Below are 16,129 nucleotides of genomic sequence, written 5' to 3' on the forward strand. Positions count from 1 at the left end.
AGGCGGTCGGCACGGCTCAGCGCCGGGTGGCGGCCACCCAGTCGTCCAGCTTGCGGGAGGCGGCGCCCGAGTCGATCGCCTGGGCGGCGACCAGCAGCTGCTCGCGGAACCGGGTCAGGATCGGCCGGTCGCGCTCGGCCGGGTCCTGGGCGAGCCGGTAGGACACGAGGCCGGCCGCGGCGTTGAGCAGGACGATGTCGCGGACCGGCCCGGTCTCGCCGTCGAGGACTCGACGGGCCACCCCGGCGTTGTGCTCGGCGTCGCCGCCCACGAGGTCGGCGATGGCGGCACGCGGGATCCCGAGCTCGAGGGGGTCCAGGTCGTGCTCGGTCACCGAGCCGGCCGACACCTCCCAGATGTGGCTGTGGCCCGTGGTCGTGAGCTCGTCGAGACCGTCGTCGCCGCGGAACACCAGGGCCGTCGCCCCCCGCGTCTGGAACACGCCGACGATCAGCGCGACCTTCTCGGGCGACGCGACGCCGACCGCGCTCGCCTCGGGTCGAGCCGGGTTGACGAGCGGGCCGAGGAAGTTGAACACCGTGGGCACGCCGATCTCGCGGCGGACCGCGGCGGCGTGGCCGAACCCGGGGTGGAACGCGGCCGCGAAGGCGAACGTGAGCCCCACCTCCCCCAGCACCTCGGCGACCCGGTCGGCGCCGAGCCCCAGGTCGATGCCGAGGGCCGCCAGCACGTCGGACGACCCCGACGACGAGCTCGCCGCGCGGTTGCCGTGCTTGATGACGGGGACGCCCGTCGACGCGACGACGACGGACGCCATCGTCGACACGTTCACCGTGCCGAAGCGGTCGCCGCCCGTGCCCACGATGTCGACGGCCATGGAGTCGACGGGCAGCGGCACCGCGTGGGCGAGCACGGCGTCGCGGAAGCCCACGATCTCGTCGACGGTCTCGCCCTTCGCCCGGAGCGCCACGAGGAACGCCGCGAGCTGAGCCGGGGTCGCCTCCCCCACCATGACGCGCTCCATCGCCCAGGTCGCCTCGCTGATCGAGAGGTCGTGCCCGGAGAGCAGCTGGTCGATGAGGAAGGGCCAGGTCAGGTCGTCGATCATGCCGCCAAGGCTAGCGGCGCACAGGGTGGCCCATTACATAGCTCGTCGTCAACGCAAAATCCACCACCCGGGGTTTCCTGCGCAAACCCTGGGCCGGTTACCAGGCATAATGGTCGACGTGACAAGTACCTCTCTCTCGAGACCTTCTGCAGGACCGGTCGTGAACCGGCCGAGCACGGTTGCCGTGGGCACCATCGTGTGGCTCGGCAGCGAGGTCATGTTCTTCGCCGGCCTCTTCGCGATCTACTTCACGCTGCGCAGCACCTCCCCCGGCCTGTGGGCTGCGGAGACCGCCAAGCTCGACGTGCCGTTCGCCCTGACGAACACGATCATGCTCGTGCTCTCGTCGGTCACCTGCCAGTTCGGCGTCTTCGCCGCCGAGCGCATGCAGGCACGACGCACCGGCAAGCTGTTCCAGGTCGGCTCGTGGGGCATGGTCGAGTGGTTCTTCCTCACCTACTCCATGGGCGCCGCGTTCATCTGCCTGCAGGTCTTCGAGTACGCGCACCTCATCTCCGAGCACGTCACCCTCAGCTCAAGCGCCTACGGCTCGGCCTTCTACATGACGACCGGGTTCCACGGGGCCCACGTCATCGGCGGGCTCATCGCGTTCCTGCTCACGATCGGCCGCGCCTTCGCCGTCAAGAACTTCGGTCACAAGGAGGCGACGACCGCCATCGTCGTCTCGTACTACTGGCACTTCGTCGACGTGGTGTGGATCGGCCTCTTCATGGTCGTCTACGTCCTCAAATAGGCATTGGATCCCTCGCACAGCATGTTCCTCAAAAGCTCAGCAGCCACGTCCTCTCCTGAGGGCCGCACGCCCAAGCGCCGCCCGGCCAAGACCGGTCGCCGCAGCCCCCTGGCCACGGCCTCGCTCCTCCTGGTCGGCCTGCTGACCACCGGCGGTGCCTACGCCCTCTTCTCGTCCACCGCCACGGCCGACGAGAGCACCACCTCTGCCGCCTCGCAGCAGAGCATCGACGAGGGCCAGAAGCTCTTCGCCTCGAACTGCGCCACCTGCCACGGCCTCGCCGCCGACGGCACGGGCGAGGGCCCCAGCCTCATCGGCGTAGGTGCGGCCTCGGTCGACTTCCAGGTCGGCACGGGACGCATGCCCATGGCGGCCAACGGCCCCCAGGCCGAAGAGAAGCCGACGCAGTTCACCGACGACCAGGTCTACGACCTCGCCGCCTACGTCGCCTCGCTGGCCCCCGGCCCCGCGATCCCCGACGACGAGTACCTGCAGGCTGACGGCGACACCACCAACGGTGCCGAACTGTTCCGCATCAACTGCGCCATGTGCCACAACGTCGCCGGTGCAGGAGGCGCCCTCACCGAGGGCAAGTACGCCCCCGCACTCGACGGCGTCAGCGGCGCTCACATCTACGAGGCCATGCTGACCGGTCCGCAGAACATGCCCGTCTTCAACGACCTCAACCTGTCCCCGCAGGACAAGGCCGACGTCATCACCTACCTCAAGTACCTGGAGAAGAACCCGTCGCCCGGCGGGTTCGAGCTCGGGAGCCTCGGCCCCGTCGCCGAGGGCCTCTTCATCTGGATCTTCGGCCTCGGCGCGATCGTCGCCGTGACCATCTGGCTCACCGCCCGGTCCAACTGACCCGCGACTCTCCCGCACTCCACGAAAGGCAAGAAACCATGGCACAGCACGACGACGAGGCCCCGATCACGGGCTCGGCTGTCGAGAAGCATGAGCCTCGACAGGTGTCGGCCGGCACGGCCGTCGTCACGACGGACGTCTTCGAGAACCCGGGTGAGCCGCCCCACCGCGACCGCGTCACCGACATCGACCCCCGGGCCGAGAAGCGTGCCGAGCGCCAGGTCAGCATCTGGTTCTTCCTCTCGATCGTCGGCAGCATCGGTGCCATCGGCGCCTACGTGGCTTTCCCGATCACGTCCGGCGACTCGGGCTCCGTCCGCCTGAACAACCTCTTCCTGGGCCTCGGCATCGCCCTCGGCCTGCTCTCCGTCGGCATCGGTGCGGTGCACTGGTCGAAGACGCTGATGCCTGCGCGCGAGATCACGGAGATGCGCCACAGCACCCGTGGCACGGACGAGACCCGCGAGAAGGCCGTCGAGGTCTTCTCGCTGGGCAACCAGGAGTCGGGCTTCGGTCGTCGTGCCCTGATCCGCAACAGCCTCATCGGCGCACTCGTCGCCACTCCCCTGCCGGCCGTCGTGATCTTCCGCGACCTGGCCCCGGCTGAAGACCCCAACGAGGTCCTCCGTCACACCCTCTGGGAAGACGGCATGCACCTCACCCGCGACCCTGACGGCTCGCGCATCAGAGCGTCCGACGTGACCCTGGGCTCGGTGTTCCACGTGATCCCCGAGAACCTGAACGAGTCGGAGCACCTCCTCGAGGAGAAGGCGAAGGCAGCAGTGCTGCTCATGCGCCTGAAGCCCGAGGACCTCAACATCCCTGAAGGCCGCGAGGGATGGCAGTACGACGGCATCGTCGCGTACTCCAAGATCTGCACGCACGTAGGGTGCCCCGTGGCGCTCTACGAGCAGCAGACACACCACCTGCTCTGCCCCTGCCACCAGTCGACCTTCGACGTGACGAACAACTGCGAAGTGATCTTCGGACCGGCCAAGCGGCCGCTCCCGCAGCTGCCCATCGCCGTGGACTCCGACGGGTACCTCGTCGCGCAGAGCGACTTCCACGAACCTGTGGGCCCTAGCTTCTGGGAGCGCGAAAAGTGATCACCACCACCCCTGCACCGAGCACGGAGACGACTACGTCCGAGGGCTCGAACACGACCACCACGGCACCGGCGTTCGCCCCCACCAGGACGAACAAGATCTTCGGGGCCGCGGCGAACTACGTCGACGAGCGCACCAGCATGTCGGGCCTCGTCCGCGAGGTGGGTCGCAAGATCTTCCCCGACCACTGGTCGTTCATGCTCGGCGAGGTCGCGCTCTACTCGTTCGTCGTGATCCTGCTCTCGGGCACGTTCCTGACGTTCTTCTTCCAGCCGTCCATGGCCGAGGTCAACTACAACGGCTCGTACGTGCCGCTCAAGGGCCTCAACATGTCGGCCGCCATGGCCTCGACGCTGGACATCTCGTTCGACATCCGCGGCGGGCTCCTGTTCCGCCAGATCCACCACTGGGCAGCCCTGCTGTTCGTGGCGTCGATCATGCTGCACATGCTGCGCGTCTACTTCACCGGCGCGTTCCGCAAGCCGCGTGAGATCAACTGGGTCGTCGGCTTCACCCTCTGGGTGCTGGCCATGGCCGAGGGCTTCACCGGCTACTCGCTCCCCGACGACCTGCTCTCCGGGAACGGCGCGCGGATCATCGACGGCATGGTCAAGGGCATCCCCGTGATCGGCGTCTGGATCTCGTACCTGCTCTTCGGCGGCGAGTTCCCCGGCACCGACATGGTGGGTCGCTTCTACTCGCTGCACATCATGCTGCTGCCGGCGCTCCTGATCGCCCTCCTCGGTGTCCACCTCCTGCTGCTCATCATCAACAAGCACACGCAGTGGGCCGGCCCCGGCAAGACCAACGAGAACGTCGTCGGCGTGCCCGTCATGCCGGTCTTCGCCGCCAAGGCCGGTGGGTTCTTCTTCATCGTCTTCGGCGTCCTGGTCCTGATCGCCTCGCTCTTCACGATCAACCCGATCTGGAACTACGGCCCCTACGACCCGTCCCCGGTCTCTGCGGGAACACAGCCTGACTGGTACATCGGCTTCGCGGACGGCGCGCTGCGACTGGTGCCGCCGGGCTGGGAGTTCCTGTTCTTCGGCTACACGGTGTCGATGAACATCCTGGCGCCCATCGGCGTCCTGGTGATCTTCATCCTCGCGGTGCTGCTGTACCCGTTCCTCGAGGCATGGGTGACCGGCGACAAGCGCGAACACCACATCCTCGACCGTCCCCGCAACGCTCCCACCCGTACGGCGATCGGTGCTGCTGGCATCGTCGTCTACGCAGCTCTCTGGGCCGCGGCCAGCTCGGACATCATGGCGACGCACTTCAGGCTCTCGCTGAACTTCGTGATCCACTCGGTCCAGGCCGTGCTGATCATCGGTCCGTTCCTGGCCTTCTGGATCACCAAGCGCGTCTGCCTGGCGCTCCAGAAGAAGGACCGCGAGATCGCCCTGCACGGCTACGAGTCCGGTCGCATCGTCCGCCTCCCCGGTGGCGAGTACGTCGAGGTCCACGAGCAGCTCGACGAGTACGAGCGCTGGCGTCTGCTCAACTTCAACGAGTACGAGCCGCTGATGATCCGTCCCAACGCGAACGGCCAGATCACTCCCCTGCAGCGCGTTCGTGCATCGGTCTCGACGTTCTTCTTCGAGGACCGCATCGCACCGGTCAAGCGCTCGGAGATCGAGGCCTCGCACCACGACGAGCACTGACTCACCAGCACCACCCGGAGGGCCCGACCGCACCAGCGGTCGGGCCCTCCGCCGTTCGCGCAGGTCCTCCGGCACCCGCACCTCCGGCCGGTCCTGCACCTCCGACCGACTCCGCACCTCCGACCGCCTCCGCCGCTCCGGGCCGCCCCTGCCCGCCCCTCCGGCCGGCTCCGCCCCTCCGGCCGGCTCCGCCCCCTCCGGGCCGCCCCTGCCCGCCCGGGCCGATCCTGCACGGGATGACACGGCTGCTGTCCCGCCTGGAGATGTTGCGGCGGGTTCCCGTACCTCGCGGCGGGTGAGCACCTGCCCTCTGGCATCAGTGGCAACCGGTTCCCACTCCCCCAGCCCTCACCCTCACAACGGGTGCGGCGGGTTCCCGCAGCCCTCGGCGGGTTCCTGCCGCACTCGGCGGGTTCCCGCGGCCCTGGGCGGGTCCGCGCTGACCCGCCGGGGACGACAACAACCCGCCGAACGCATCTACACCGCGTCGACGCATGCCTGTGGTCGCCGAGAGGGCTGCCTGCAGGATCCTCCGGGTTCGGCGGGTTCCTGCCGCACTCGGCGGGTTCCCACAGCCCTCGGCGGGTCCGTGCTGACCCGCCGAGGACGAGGGCAACCCGCCCAACCCGTTCTACCGCGTCGATCCATGCCCCTGGTCGCCAAGAGAGCTGCCTGCAGGATCCTCCGGGTTCGGCGGGTTCTCGCCGCGATCGGCGGGTTCCCGCGGCCCTGGGCGGGTCCGGGCTGACCCGCCGGGGACGACAGCAACCCGCCGACTCCAGCCGGTCCGTCTCGATGGACTGGCGACACCGACGGTAGTCCGGCGTGGAGCCCCCACCGCAGCCAGGCGGGCCTGTCGTGCTGCCTTCGGTACGCTGTGCCCGCCACCCGTCCGCCTCCTGTGACCACAGGCGGGCAAGCGCCAACCTGCATCGGTGCCAGGGACTTGGCGGCGGCTCGGGCCCTCCGGGCCGGGAGCCGTGGCCCAGAGGGCTCCGGCGGGTTCCCGTGGCCGCTGGCGGGCGGGCGTGAACCCGCCCCGGGTGGCGGGAACCCGCCGACATGACAGGACGACACCGGTAGCTGGTCCGTGCCCGTACCTTGGGCTCCCCAGAGGTTGCCATGCGCCGGGCACTACTACGCCGACGAGCCGGCTAGCTCCTCACGGCCGCAACGACAGATGCCGCCCACCCGTGAGGGTGAGCGGCATCCATGCAGGACCCGAGGGTCAGTGGGCGAAGTTGCCCCGGTAGTACTCGTAGACCCAGCCGACGAGGGCGACGGCGACGAGGGCCCCACCGATGTAGATGATCCACATGCCGACCGCGAGGGCCAGGAAGATCAGGCCACAGGAGAAGGCGAGGAGGATGGGCCACCACGACCACGGGCTGAAGTGCCCGAGCTCGGGGTCGCCGTCGTCGATGTTCGCGTCCGGACGGTCCTCAGCGAGCTCGCCGCCCTGGGCCGCGTGCGAGCGACCCATGTAGAAGGCGAGGAACACGCCCAGGGCGCCAGCCAGACCGATGCCCATGGTGCCGGCCCACTCGACACGTCCGACGTCGATGAGGCTCCAGATGACGTACACGGCGTCCATCAGGAAGAAGAAGATCGCGAGGATCCAGAACAGGGTCGCGTTGGTTCTCATCGGACTACTTCACCTCGTTGCTGGATGCGTCGTACGTGGGGGCCTCGGGTGCGTCCTTGACCGGACCGATGCCGACGGGGATGCCTGCCTCGGGGTGGTTGAGGTCGAACGCCGGCGACTCCGAGCGGATGCGCGGGATCGACGTGAAGTTGTGACGGGGCGGCGGGCACGAGGTGGCCCACTCGAGCGAACGGGAGTAGCCCCAGGGGTCGTTGACCTCGACCTTGGGCGCCCGACGCGCGGTGATGTAGACGTTGTAGAGGAACGGCAGGATCGAGACGCCGAGCAGCATGGCGCCGATCGTCGACAGCTGGTTCATCCACGTGAAGTGGTCCTCGGCCTGATAGGTCGCGTAGCGACGGGGCATGCCCATGACGCCGAGCCAGTGCTGGATGAGGAACGTCGTGTGGAAGCCGATGAACAGCATCCAGAAGTGGATCTTGCCGAGACGCTCGTTGAGCATCTTGCCCGTCCACTTCGGCCACCAGAAGTAGAAGCCGGAGAACATGGCGAAGACGACCGTGCCGAACACCACGTAGTGGAAGTGCGCCACGACGAAGTAGGTGTCGGAGACGTGGAAGTCGAGCGGCGGCGAGGCGAGGATGACACCGGTCAGACCACCGAAGGTGAACGTGACCAGGAAGCCGATCGCCCAGAGCATCGGGGTCTCGAACGTGACCGATCCGCGCCACATCGTGCCGATCCAGTTGAAGATCTTCACGCCGGTGGGGACCGCGATGAGCATCGTCATCAGCGAGAAGAACGGCAGCAGGACGGAGCCGGTGACGTACATGTGGTGCGCCCAGACGGTGACCGAGAGTGCGGCGATGGAGATCGTCGCGTACACGAGCGTCTTGTAGCCGAAGATCGGCTTGCGGCTGAAGACCGGGAAGACCTCGGACACGATGCCGAAGAACGGCAACGCGATGATGTACACCTCAGGGTGACCGAAGAACCAGAAGAGGTGCTGCCACAGGATGGCGCCTCCGTTGGCCGGGTTGAAGACCTGTGCGTCGAACACCCGGTCGAACCCGAGCCCGAACAGCGCCGCGGCCAGCACGGGGAAGGCCATGATCACGAGGATCGAGGTGATCAGCGTGTTCCAGGTGAAGATCGGCATGCGCCACATCGTCATGCCGGGGGCGCGCATGGTCACGATCGTGGTGATGAAGTTCACCGAGCCGAGGATGGTGCTGAATCCGGTCATGCCGAGCCCGAAGACCCACAAGTTGCCGCCGAGCCCTGGTGAGAACGTCGTGTCCGACAACGGCGCGTAGGCGAACCAGCCGAAGGAGGCGGCGCCCTGGGGGGTGAGGAAGCCGGCGACCGCGATGAGCGAGCCGAACAGGTAGAGCCAGAAGGCGAAGCCGTTCAGTCGCGGGAAGGCGACGTCGGGCGCACCGATCTGCAGCGGCATCAGGGCGTTGGCGAAGCCCGAGAACAGCGGCGTCGCGAACATGAGCAGCATGATCGTGCCGTGCATGGTGAAGAGCTGGTTGTACTGCTCTTTGGTCTGGACGATCTCGAGCCCGGGAGCGAAGAGCTGCGCACGGATGAGCAGCGCCATCACCCCGCCGAGGCAGAAGAACAGGAACGACGCGATCAGGTACATGTACCCGATGGTCTTGTGATCGGTCGACGTCAACCACGTGACGACGACGTTGCCCTTGCGGCCGACCTTCGAGGCGCCGAAGTTCTGGCCGGAGGAGGTGCCGCCTGTGGTGGGGCGGGTGGCGGTGGCTGTCATCGAACCCGTGCCTTTACTTCTCGTCCGAACCGGCGGCGACGGGCGCCTCGTTGTTCGGCTGGTTGGTGTTGGTGTTGTACTGGTCGCCGAGGAGGCCGGTGTTGCCCTCGTCGGCGAGCGTGCTGAGGTAGTCCTCGTACTCGCTCTCGGAGACGACCTTCACGTTGAAGAGCATCAGGGAGTGGTACTCGCCACAGAGCTCGGCGCACTTGCCCGTGAACGTGCCCTCTTTCTCGGGCGTGAAGTACATGAAGTTGGTCTTGCCGGGGATCGTGTCCTTCTTGTAGAGGAAGTCGACGATCCAGAACGAGTGGGCGACGTCGCGCGACTTGAGGTCGATCTGGACGGTCTTGCCGACGGGCAGGTACAGGACCGGGAGCGCGTCCTGGTCGACCTCGCCGCTCGGGAGCTCCTGGGCCTGGATGCCCTGGTAGTAGACGCTGTCGTCTTCTTGCTGCTGGTCTATGTAGTTGAAGTCCCACGCCCAGCGCTTGGCGTAGACGTCGATCTTGACGTCGGGGTTGGCCGTCGGCTCTTCGATGGCGGCCTGGTCGCGCGCGGTGAAGGCGAAGAAGCCCAGCACGAGGATGAGCGGCACGACCGTGTAGAAGATCTCGATCGGCATGTTGTAGCGGAGCTGCACGGGCAGGCCCGTCTGGCCCTTGCGACGCCGGTAGGCGATGCAGGTCCAGATGATGAGGCCCCAGACGATGAGGCCGACGATCAGCAGGACGATCCACGACGTGACCCAGAGGCCGATGATGCTGTCGACGTGGTTGGTCGTGCCCGCAGTGGTGGGGAGCCAGCCCTGGAGCTGCTCGGGCGTACATCCCGCGAGGACGAGGGCCATGACGGCGGCCACGGGGATGGCGGCCCAACGAAGACGGCGGTTAGAACGCACTGTTACCTCTCGGATGACACGACAGCTTGGGGTCTTCCCAGTCTAGGACGGGACTTCCCTAGCCTACTCGCAGGTTGACCAGGCCTCTGCACACGGCCCCGCCGAGTCGTTCGAGCACGAGGCACCTGGACGTGCGAGAGGGACCACCTCTCGGCGGTCCCTCTCGTGTGGTGCGTCGTCAGCGGCCCCTCGGGGGCGCCTCCTGCGTCAGTGGAAGCTGTCGCCGCAGGCGCAGCTGCCCTGTGCGTTGGGGTTGTCGATGGTGAAGCCCTGCTTCTGGATCGTGTCCTCGAAGTCGATGGCCGCGCCGTCGAGGTAGGGAACGCTCATCTTGTCGACGACGACCTCGACGCCGTCGAAGTCGACGGTCGCGTCGTTCTCGAGGAGGCGCTCGTCGAAGTAGAGCTGGTAGATCAGGCCGGAGCAGCCACCGGGCTGCACGGCCACGCGGAGGCGGAGGTCGTCACGCCCTTCCTGCGTCAGGAGGCTCTTCACCTTGTCGGCGGCGGTCGCGGTGATCGTGACGCCGTGGGCGGTCGTCGTGTCGCCGGCGGTCGTCTCGACGGCGGGGGTCGCGGTGTCGGTCATGGAGCCTCCTCGGGTCGGTGCACGGGTGCACTCGTCGTCGACCAGTGTAAGCAGCCCGGTCCGGAATTTGTTCCCGGACCGGGTCTGCCTCAGCCCCGCGCGTCGAGCCGGGCGATCAGCACGGCCTCGCTCAGCACCGCGCGGTGCAGCACGCCGAGGTGCTGCGACTCGTTCGGGCTGTGCGCCCGCGTGTCCGGGTCCTCGACGCCCGTGACGAGGATCTGGGCCTCGGGGAACGTGCGGACGAGATCGGCGATGAAGGGGATCGAGCCGCCGATGCCGATCTGCAGGGGCGCCTCCCCCCAGGCCTCGGTCATGGCCGCGGTGGCCTCGGCCAGGGCCCAGCCGCTCGTGTCGACGAGGAACGGGTCGCCCTGGTCGACGTCGTCGATCTCGACGTGAGCGCCGAACGGGGCGTGCTCCCGGAGGTGCGACTCGATCGCCGCGTAGGCCTCGGACGCTGCCTGCCCGGGGGCGATGCGCGCGCTGATCCGCACAGACACCTCGGGCGACAGCGTGTTCGACGCGTTCGCGACGCTCGGGGCGTCGATGCCCGTGACCGTGACGGACGGCTGCGACCAGACGCGGCTGAGGAGCGGCCCGGTGCCGATCGGCGTCACGCCCTCGAGCAGGCCGGCCTCCTCGCGCAGCTGCTGCTCGGTCTGCTCAGGGTGCTCGGCCTCGCGGCTGTGCAGCCCGGCGACGGCGACGCTGCCCGCGTCGTCGTGCAGGGTGGCGAGCAGCTTGATCATGGCGAGCATCGCGTCCGGCACCGCGCCGCCGACCATGCCCGAGTGGGACGCGTGCGCCAGGGTGCGGACGGTCAGCCGGAAGGTCACGTTGCCCCGGAGGCCCACGGTGATCGCGGGGACGGTGGTGCTCCAGTTGCCCGAGTCGGCGACGACGATGACGTCGGCCGCGAGGTCGTCCCGGTGCTGGCGGAGGAAGTCGGCGAACGAGCGCGAGCCGAACTCCTCCTCGCCCTCGATGAAGACGGCGACGCCGACGCCGAGGTCGTCGCCGAGCACCTCGCGGACGGCCCGCAGCGCGGCGACGTGCGTCATCACGCCGGCCTTGTCGTCGGAGGCGCCCCGCCCGTAGAGACGATCGCCCTTGACGGTGGGCTCGAACGGAGGCGAGTCCCAGTCGGCGTCGTCGCCCTGCGGCTGGACGTCGTGGTGCGCGTAGAGCAGCACCGTCGGCTTGCCGTCGCGCGCGGGACGACGGGCGAGGACCGCGGGCTGCCCGAGGGCGCCGGTGTCGCCGATCGGGGCACGGCTCACCTGCACGGTCTCGAAGAGGCCGGTGCCCCGGACGAGCTCCGCGACGGCCTCGGCGCTGGCGGCCACGTGGGCCGGGTCGAAGGCGTCCCAGGAGACGGACGGGATGCGCACGAGGCCGCCCAGGTCGGCGACGGCGGCGGGGAACCCGCCCTGCACCGCCTCCGCGAGTTCGCTGACAGTACGAGGATCGGTCGGGGTCACGGGGTGCTGCGAGTCGGTCATGCAGGTAATCTTAGGAACTCGTTCAACCCCGAGGACTCTCCGTGGCCAAGGCACCTGACAAGACCATCACGACGACCGTCGACGAGACGGAGCCGCTGACGACCGGCAAGGGACGGCCGACGCCGACCCGGCGCGAGCGCGAGGCCGCCAACCAGCGCCCGCTCGTGGCCACCGGCAAGGAGGCGCAGAAGGCGCAGCGCGCCCGTCTCGCCGAGCAGCGCGAGCGCCAGCGAGTCGGCCTCGCGAACGGCGAGGAGAAGTTCCTCCCCGAGCGCGACAAGGGCGTCCAGCGGAAGTTCATCCGCGACTACGTCGACGCTCGCTACAGCGTCGGCGAGGCGATGATCCCGGTCATGGTGCTCGTCATCGTGATGAGCATCGTCCAGAACGTGGCCGTCCAGACCACGACGCTCTTCGTGCTGTGGGGCTTCTTCATCTTCGCCGTCGGCGACTGCCTCCTCGCGGGGCAGCGGGTCTCCTCGCAGCTGCGTGCCAAGTTCGGCGACGACGGCCTGCAGAAAGGCAACCGCTGGTACACCGCCATGCGCGCCATGCAGATGAAGCCGATGCGCCTGCCGAAGCCGCAGGTGAAGCGCCGCGAGTTCCCCACCCTCTAGCGAGGCAGTGCGAAGAAACCCCCGACCACGTGGTCGGGGGGTTTCTTCGTTCCGGTGCGCCGGTCCGGGGAAGATGCCCCTGTCGGGGCCGGCGACGCTGGTCAGGCTGCGCAGCGGAGTGCGCGCAGCCCCCGGTTGACCTTCCGTGCCCAGAGCGGCCCCTCGTAGAGGAACGCCGTGTAGCCCTGCACGAGCGTTGCGCCGGCGTCGAGCCTGGCCTGGACCTCGGCGGCGGTCGTCACTCCCCCGACGGACACGACGCAGGTCTCGGCGGGCAGCACGGAGCGGAGCACGCGCAGCACCTCGAGTGACCGCGCCGCCAGCGGGGCCCCGGAGAGGCCGCCGGCCCCTGCGGCCTCGACGACCGAGGACGAGGTCCGCAGTCCAGACCGAGACAGGGTGGTGTTGGTGGCGATCACTCCCCCGAGACCGATGTCCGTGACGAGCTCGGCGATGTGGCGGATGCCGTCGTCGTCGAGGTCCGGGGCGATCTTGACGAGCACGGGGGTCTCGCCCGCGGCCGCGTGGACGGCGCGCAGCAGCGGCGACAGCTTGTCCAGCTCCTGCAGGCCGCGGAGACCGGGCGTGTTCGGCGAGCTGACGTTGACGGCCAGGTAGTCGGCCAGCGGGGCGAGCAGACGAGTGCTCACGAGGTAGTCGTCCACCGCGTCGTCCACCTCGACCACGCGGCTCTTGCCGATGTTGACGCCGATGACGGGCCGGACCGGGGCACGCCGCGCGCTGGTGAGCTCACCGGCCGCCTGCGCCGCGCCTCCGTTGTTGAAGCCCATGCGGTTGACGACCGCGAGGTCCGGCACGAGCCGGAACAGCCGCGGACGCTCGTTGCCTGGCTGGGCCCTGGCCGTGATCGTGCCGACCTCGACGTGGCCGAAGCCGAGCGCCCCGAGACCGGCGATGCCCGTGGCGTCCTTGTCGAAGCCGGCGGCGACGCCGAACGGCGAGTCGAAGCGGAGGCCGAGTGCCTCGACGGCGAGCGACGGGTGCGGGGCCGTGAGGCGTCGGACCAGCGGTGCCAGACCGAGCCGGGGCACGGCACGGATGACACGGGACGCGAGGTGGTGCGCGTCCTCGGGGTCCATCTTCGAGAGCGCCAGGTCGAAGAGGACCCGGTAGGCCGTCCTCACTCGTCGACCGATCGAGGCGTGCGCACCCGGTCGCGGTGCTCGTCGCGCAGCTGCGTGATGGACGCCTCGAAGTCCTCGAGCGAGTCGAAGGCCTGGTAGACGCTCGCGAAGCGCAGGTAGGCCACCTCGTCGAGCTCGCGCAGCGGCGGGAGGATGGCGAGGCCGATGTCGTTCGCCTCGATCTGGGACGTGCCGGACGCGCGGACCGCCTCCTCGACCTTCTGGGCCAGGACGGCCAGGTCGCCGTCGGTCACCGGACGGCCCTGGCAGGCCTTGCGGACGCCGGAGATGATCTTCTCCCGGCTGAACGGCTCGAGCACGCCGTTGCGCTTGACGACGTTGAGGCTGGCCGTCTCGGTCGTGCTGAAGCGCCGGCCGCAGTTCGGGCACTGACGTCGCCGGCGGATGGAGGTGCCGTCGTCGCTCGTGCGGGAGTCGACGACGCGGGAATCGGGGTGGCGACAGAAAGGACAGAACATGGTGCCCTCAGCGTACTGGGAGCCCGTGCCTCGACCCCTCGACGCCACGGGCCCGACGCAGCCGGCCGCGCCCAGCACAGGAGCGGCCGGGGCGACCGGTCAGGGCTTGTGCAGACGCGCGGCCACGGCCTCGCCGTGCGCCGGCAGCAGCTCGGCCCGGGAGAGGGCGACGAGGCGGTCGGCGACCTCGGCCAGGGCGTCGTGCTCGTAGCGCACGATCTGCTGCGGCCGCAGGAACGTGTACGCGCCGAGCCCGGACGAGAACCGGGACTGCCCGCCGGTCGGCAGGACGTGGTTCGAGCCGGCCAGGTAGTCGCCGAGGCTCACCGGGGTGCTCGCCCCCACGAACACCGCGCCGGCGCTCGTGATGCCCGCGAGCACCGCGTCGTCGTCGCGGGTCTGGAGTTCGAGGTGCTCCGGCCCGTAGGCGTTGCTGAAGTCGACGGCGGCAGACAGGTCGTCGACGAGGACGAGGGCCGACTGGCGGCCGTCGAGGGCGGTCTGCACGCGGGTCGCGCTGAGGGTGAGCGGGACGAGCCGCACGAGCTCGTCGCGCACGCGGTCGGCGAGCTCCTCCGAGGTGGTCACGAGGACGGCGGCCGCCTCCTCGTCGTGCTCCGCCTGGCTGATCAGGTCGACCGCGACGAGGGTCGGGTCGGCCGATTCGTCGGCGATGACGAGGATCTCGGTCGCGCCGGCGACGGCGTCGATCCCGACACGTCCGCGGACGAGCTGCTTCGCCGCCGCGACGAAGTTGTTGCCCGGCCCGGTGATGACCTGCACGGGCTCGAGCCCGATCTCGGGCACGCCGTAGGCGAGGGCCGCGATCGCGCCCGCACCGCCCATCACGTACACCTCGTCGATGCCGAGCAGGCCTGCCGCACCGAGGATGACCGGGTGGACCGCCCCGCCGAAGTCTCGCTGCCCCGGCGAGACGAGCGCCACGGAGCCGACCCCGGCCACGAGGGCAGGGACGACGTTCATGACGACGCTCGAGGGGTAGACGGCCTTGCCGCCGGGCACGTAGACACCCGCACGGGCGACCGGCTGCCAGCGCTGCTCGATGCGCGCCCCGGGAGCCGGGACCGTGACGGAGCCGGCGGGGACCTGGGCCCGGCTGGCCTCGGTGACGCGCGCGATCGACTCGACCAGCGCCTCCTTCACCAGGGGGTCGAGCTCGTCGACGGCCCGGGCGATCGCCGCCGCCTCGACCCGGAACACGTCGGTGCGGACGCCGTCGAAGCGCTCCGCCTGGTCGCGAAGGGCGTCGGCGCCGCGCTCGCGCACGGCCTGGACGATCTGGGCTGCCGCGCCCGAGGCGGCGGCGACGTCGACGTGCGACCGCGGCACGAGGCCCAGCAGGTCGGCGTGGGTAGGCTTGAGGCCCCGGAGGTCTGTGGTCTGGATCATGGCCCGTCGAGCCTAGCCCGAGCCGTCCCGGCGCGGACGCGCCCGCCGCTCCCCCGGCAGCAGAGCACAGGAGGCGCCCACCCGTCATGCCCGACACCACCGCACCAGCACCAGCAGCCGCAGAGCCCGACCCTGCCGACCTCGCCGCGTTCAAGGCCGGCTTCCGCCGCCACGCCGCGGGCGTCGCCATCGTCACCGCCCTGGACTCGGACGGCAAGCCCGTCGGCTTCACCGCGACCTCGCTGGCCTCGCTCGCCGCCGTCCCGCCGCTCGCGACCTTCAACATGGCGCGGACCGCCAGCTCGTGGCGGGCGATCGAGGAGACCGAACACGTGGTGATCCACCTGCTCGGCCTCCGCAACCAGGGCCTCGCCCGCCGCATGGCCGGCCCGGCCGCCGAGCGGTTCGCAGGCGACCACTGGAGCGAGGGCCCGCACGGCCTGCCCCTGCTGCACGACGTCACCGCCTGGATGACGGGTCGGATCGTCGAGCGGGTGCACGTGCACGGCAACGCCGTCGTCGTCGTCCAGGTCGAGGACGGCGGCACGGGCGCGGACGACGACGCCCTGCTCTACCACGACCGCCGCTGGCTCCGGCCCGTGCACCTGGAGGCGTAGCCCCAGCTCGCCCGC

General features: G+C 69.5%; 15 protein-coding genes. 6 read left to right on the forward strand and 9 right to left on the reverse strand.

The window, feature by feature from the left end; genetic code table 11:
* Positions 1-16 precede the first annotated feature (16 nt).
* Complete coding sequence (gene trpD / locus JOE35_RS09990; RefSeq protein WP_209560952.1) at positions 17-1,069, reverse strand: anthranilate phosphoribosyltransferase; 1,053 nt, start codon at positions 1,067-1,069, stop codon at positions 17-19.
* Between the two features lie 109 nt (positions 1,070-1,178).
* On the opposite strand from trpD, the gene JOE35_RS09995 reads away from it, so the two are divergent.
* Genes JOE35_RS09995 through JOE35_RS10010 form a run of 4 tightly spaced genes read left to right on the forward strand, consistent with a single transcriptional unit; the run spans position 1,179 to position 5,460 of the window.
* A complete protein-coding gene (locus tag JOE35_RS09995) occupies positions 1,179-1,823 on the forward strand; it encodes a heme-copper oxidase subunit III (protein WP_209560953.1) in 645 nt (214 codons plus the stop codon).
* A gap of 21 nt (positions 1,824-1,844) precedes the next feature.
* Positions 1,845-2,690, forward strand: coding sequence for a c-type cytochrome (locus JOE35_RS10000; RefSeq protein ID WP_209560954.1), 846 nt, complete (start codon positions 1,845-1,847; stop codon positions 2,688-2,690).
* Positions 2,691-2,728: 38 nt separating this feature from the next.
* Positions 2,729-3,796, forward strand: a complete 1,068-nt coding sequence (locus JOE35_RS10005) for a ubiquinol-cytochrome c reductase iron-sulfur subunit (RefSeq protein WP_209560955.1) — start codon at positions 2,729-2,731, stop codon at positions 3,794-3,796.
* A complete protein-coding gene (locus JOE35_RS10010; protein ID WP_374099704.1) occupies positions 3,793-5,460 on the forward strand; it encodes a cytochrome bc complex cytochrome b subunit in 1,668 nt (555 codons plus the stop codon). Before JOE35_RS10005 ends, JOE35_RS10010 begins: the two co-directional genes overlap by 4 nt.
* 1,228 nt (positions 5,461-6,688) lie before the next feature.
* On the opposite strand, the gene JOE35_RS10015 is transcribed toward JOE35_RS10010, so the two are convergent.
* The 5 genes from JOE35_RS10015 to JOE35_RS10035 all read right to left on the reverse strand — a co-directional run bounded on the left by JOE35_RS10015 (position 6,689) and on the right by JOE35_RS10035 (position 11,846).
* Positions 6,689-7,105 carry a cytochrome c oxidase subunit 4 gene (locus JOE35_RS10015; protein ID WP_209560956.1) on the reverse strand — a complete coding sequence of 139 codons (417 nt, stop codon included), beginning with the start codon at positions 7,103-7,105 and terminating at the stop codon, positions 6,689-6,691.
* Between the two features lie 4 nt (positions 7,106-7,109).
* A complete protein-coding gene (gene ctaD, locus JOE35_RS10020; protein ID WP_146901127.1) occupies positions 7,110-8,852 on the reverse strand; it encodes a cytochrome c oxidase subunit I in 1,743 nt (580 codons plus the stop codon).
* A gap of 13 nt (positions 8,853-8,865) precedes the next feature.
* Complete coding sequence (coxB, locus tag JOE35_RS10025; protein WP_209560957.1) at positions 8,866-9,702, reverse strand: cytochrome c oxidase subunit II; 837 nt, start codon at positions 9,700-9,702, stop codon at positions 8,866-8,868.
* Between the two features lie 258 nt (positions 9,703-9,960).
* Positions 9,961-10,341 carry an iron-sulfur cluster insertion protein ErpA gene (gene erpA / locus JOE35_RS10030; RefSeq protein WP_209560958.1) on the reverse strand — a complete coding sequence of 127 codons (381 nt, stop codon included), beginning with the start codon at positions 10,339-10,341 and terminating at the stop codon, positions 9,961-9,963.
* A gap of 89 nt (positions 10,342-10,430) precedes the next feature.
* Complete coding sequence (locus tag JOE35_RS10035; protein WP_209560959.1) at positions 10,431-11,846, reverse strand: dipeptidase; 1,416 nt, start codon at positions 11,844-11,846, stop codon at positions 10,431-10,433.
* Positions 11,847-11,887: 41 nt separating this feature from the next.
* Between JOE35_RS10035 and JOE35_RS10040 the strand changes: the two genes are divergently transcribed.
* A complete protein-coding gene (locus JOE35_RS10040; RefSeq protein WP_307803029.1) occupies positions 11,888-12,463 on the forward strand; it encodes a DUF3043 domain-containing protein in 576 nt (191 codons plus the stop codon).
* A gap of 101 nt (positions 12,464-12,564) precedes the next feature.
* Here the strand turns inward: JOE35_RS10040 and JOE35_RS10045 are convergent, their stop codons facing one another.
* The 3 genes from JOE35_RS10045 to hisD form a co-directional block, all read right to left on the reverse strand.
* Positions 12,565-13,608, reverse strand: a complete 1,044-nt coding sequence (locus JOE35_RS10045; RefSeq protein ID WP_307803030.1) for a quinone-dependent dihydroorotate dehydrogenase — start codon at positions 13,606-13,608, stop codon at positions 12,565-12,567.
* Positions 13,605-14,087: a transcriptional regulator NrdR gene (gene nrdR / locus JOE35_RS10050; RefSeq protein ID WP_146901131.1), complete on the reverse strand. Its 483-nt coding sequence runs from the start codon at positions 14,085-14,087 to the stop codon at positions 13,605-13,607. The genes JOE35_RS10045 and nrdR overlap by 4 nt, the downstream gene beginning before the upstream one ends.
* A gap of 99 nt (positions 14,088-14,186) precedes the next feature.
* Positions 14,187-15,497, reverse strand: a complete 1,311-nt coding sequence (gene hisD / locus JOE35_RS10055) for a histidinol dehydrogenase (protein WP_209560960.1) — start codon at positions 15,495-15,497, stop codon at positions 14,187-14,189.
* Between the two features lie 86 nt (positions 15,498-15,583).
* Here hisD and JOE35_RS10060 point away from each other — a divergent pair, with 86 nt between their 5' ends.
* Positions 15,584-16,114 carry a flavin reductase family protein gene (locus tag JOE35_RS10060; protein ID WP_209560961.1) on the forward strand — a complete coding sequence of 177 codons (531 nt, stop codon included), beginning with the start codon at positions 15,584-15,586 and terminating at the stop codon, positions 16,112-16,114.
* Positions 16,115-16,129: the final 15 nt, after the last annotated feature.

Source organism: Frigoribacterium sp. PvP032, assembly GCF_017833035.1.
In the GTDB taxonomy this organism is placed as follows: domain Bacteria; phylum Actinomycetota; class Actinomycetes; order Actinomycetales; family Microbacteriaceae; genus Frigoribacterium.

Bases quoted from the DNA above. Each gene is read 5' to 3' on its own strand.
- coxB (WP_209560957.1), bottom strand. From the start codon at position 9,702: ATGGCCCTCGTCCTCGCGGGATGTACGCCCGAGCAGCTCCAGGGCTGG.
- JOE35_RS10005 (WP_209560955.1), top strand. From the start codon at position 2,729: ATGGCACAGCACGACGACGAGGCCCCGATCACGGGCTCGGCTGTCGAG.
- JOE35_RS10035 (WP_209560959.1), bottom strand. From the start codon at position 11,846: ATGACCGACTCGCAGCACCCCGTGACCCCGACCGATCCTCGTACTGTC.
- nrdR (WP_146901131.1), bottom strand. From the start codon at position 14,087: ATGTTCTGTCCTTTCTGTCGCCACCCCGATTCCCGCGTCGTCGACTCC.
- JOE35_RS10015 (WP_209560956.1), bottom strand. From the start codon at position 7,105: ATGAGAACCAACGCGACCCTGTTCTGGATCCTCGCGATCTTCTTCTTC.
- JOE35_RS10060 (WP_209560961.1), top strand. From the start codon at position 15,584: ATGCCCGACACCACCGCACCAGCACCAGCAGCCGCAGAGCCCGACCCT.
- JOE35_RS09995 (WP_209560953.1), top strand. From the start codon at position 1,179: ATGGTCGACGTGACAAGTACCTCTCTCTCGAGACCTTCTGCAGGACCG.
- erpA (WP_209560958.1), bottom strand. From the start codon at position 10,341: ATGACCGACACCGCGACCCCCGCCGTCGAGACGACCGCCGGCGACACG.
- ctaD (WP_146901127.1), bottom strand. From the start codon at position 8,852: ATGACAGCCACCGCCACCCGCCCCACCACAGGCGGCACCTCCTCCGGC.
- hisD (WP_209560960.1), bottom strand. From the start codon at position 15,497: ATGATCCAGACCACAGACCTCCGGGGCCTCAAGCCTACCCACGCCGAC.
- trpD (WP_209560952.1), bottom strand. From the start codon at position 1,069: ATGATCGACGACCTGACCTGGCCCTTCCTCATCGACCAGCTGCTCTCC.
- JOE35_RS10000 (WP_209560954.1), top strand. From the start codon at position 1,845: ATGTTCCTCAAAAGCTCAGCAGCCACGTCCTCTCCTGAGGGCCGCACG.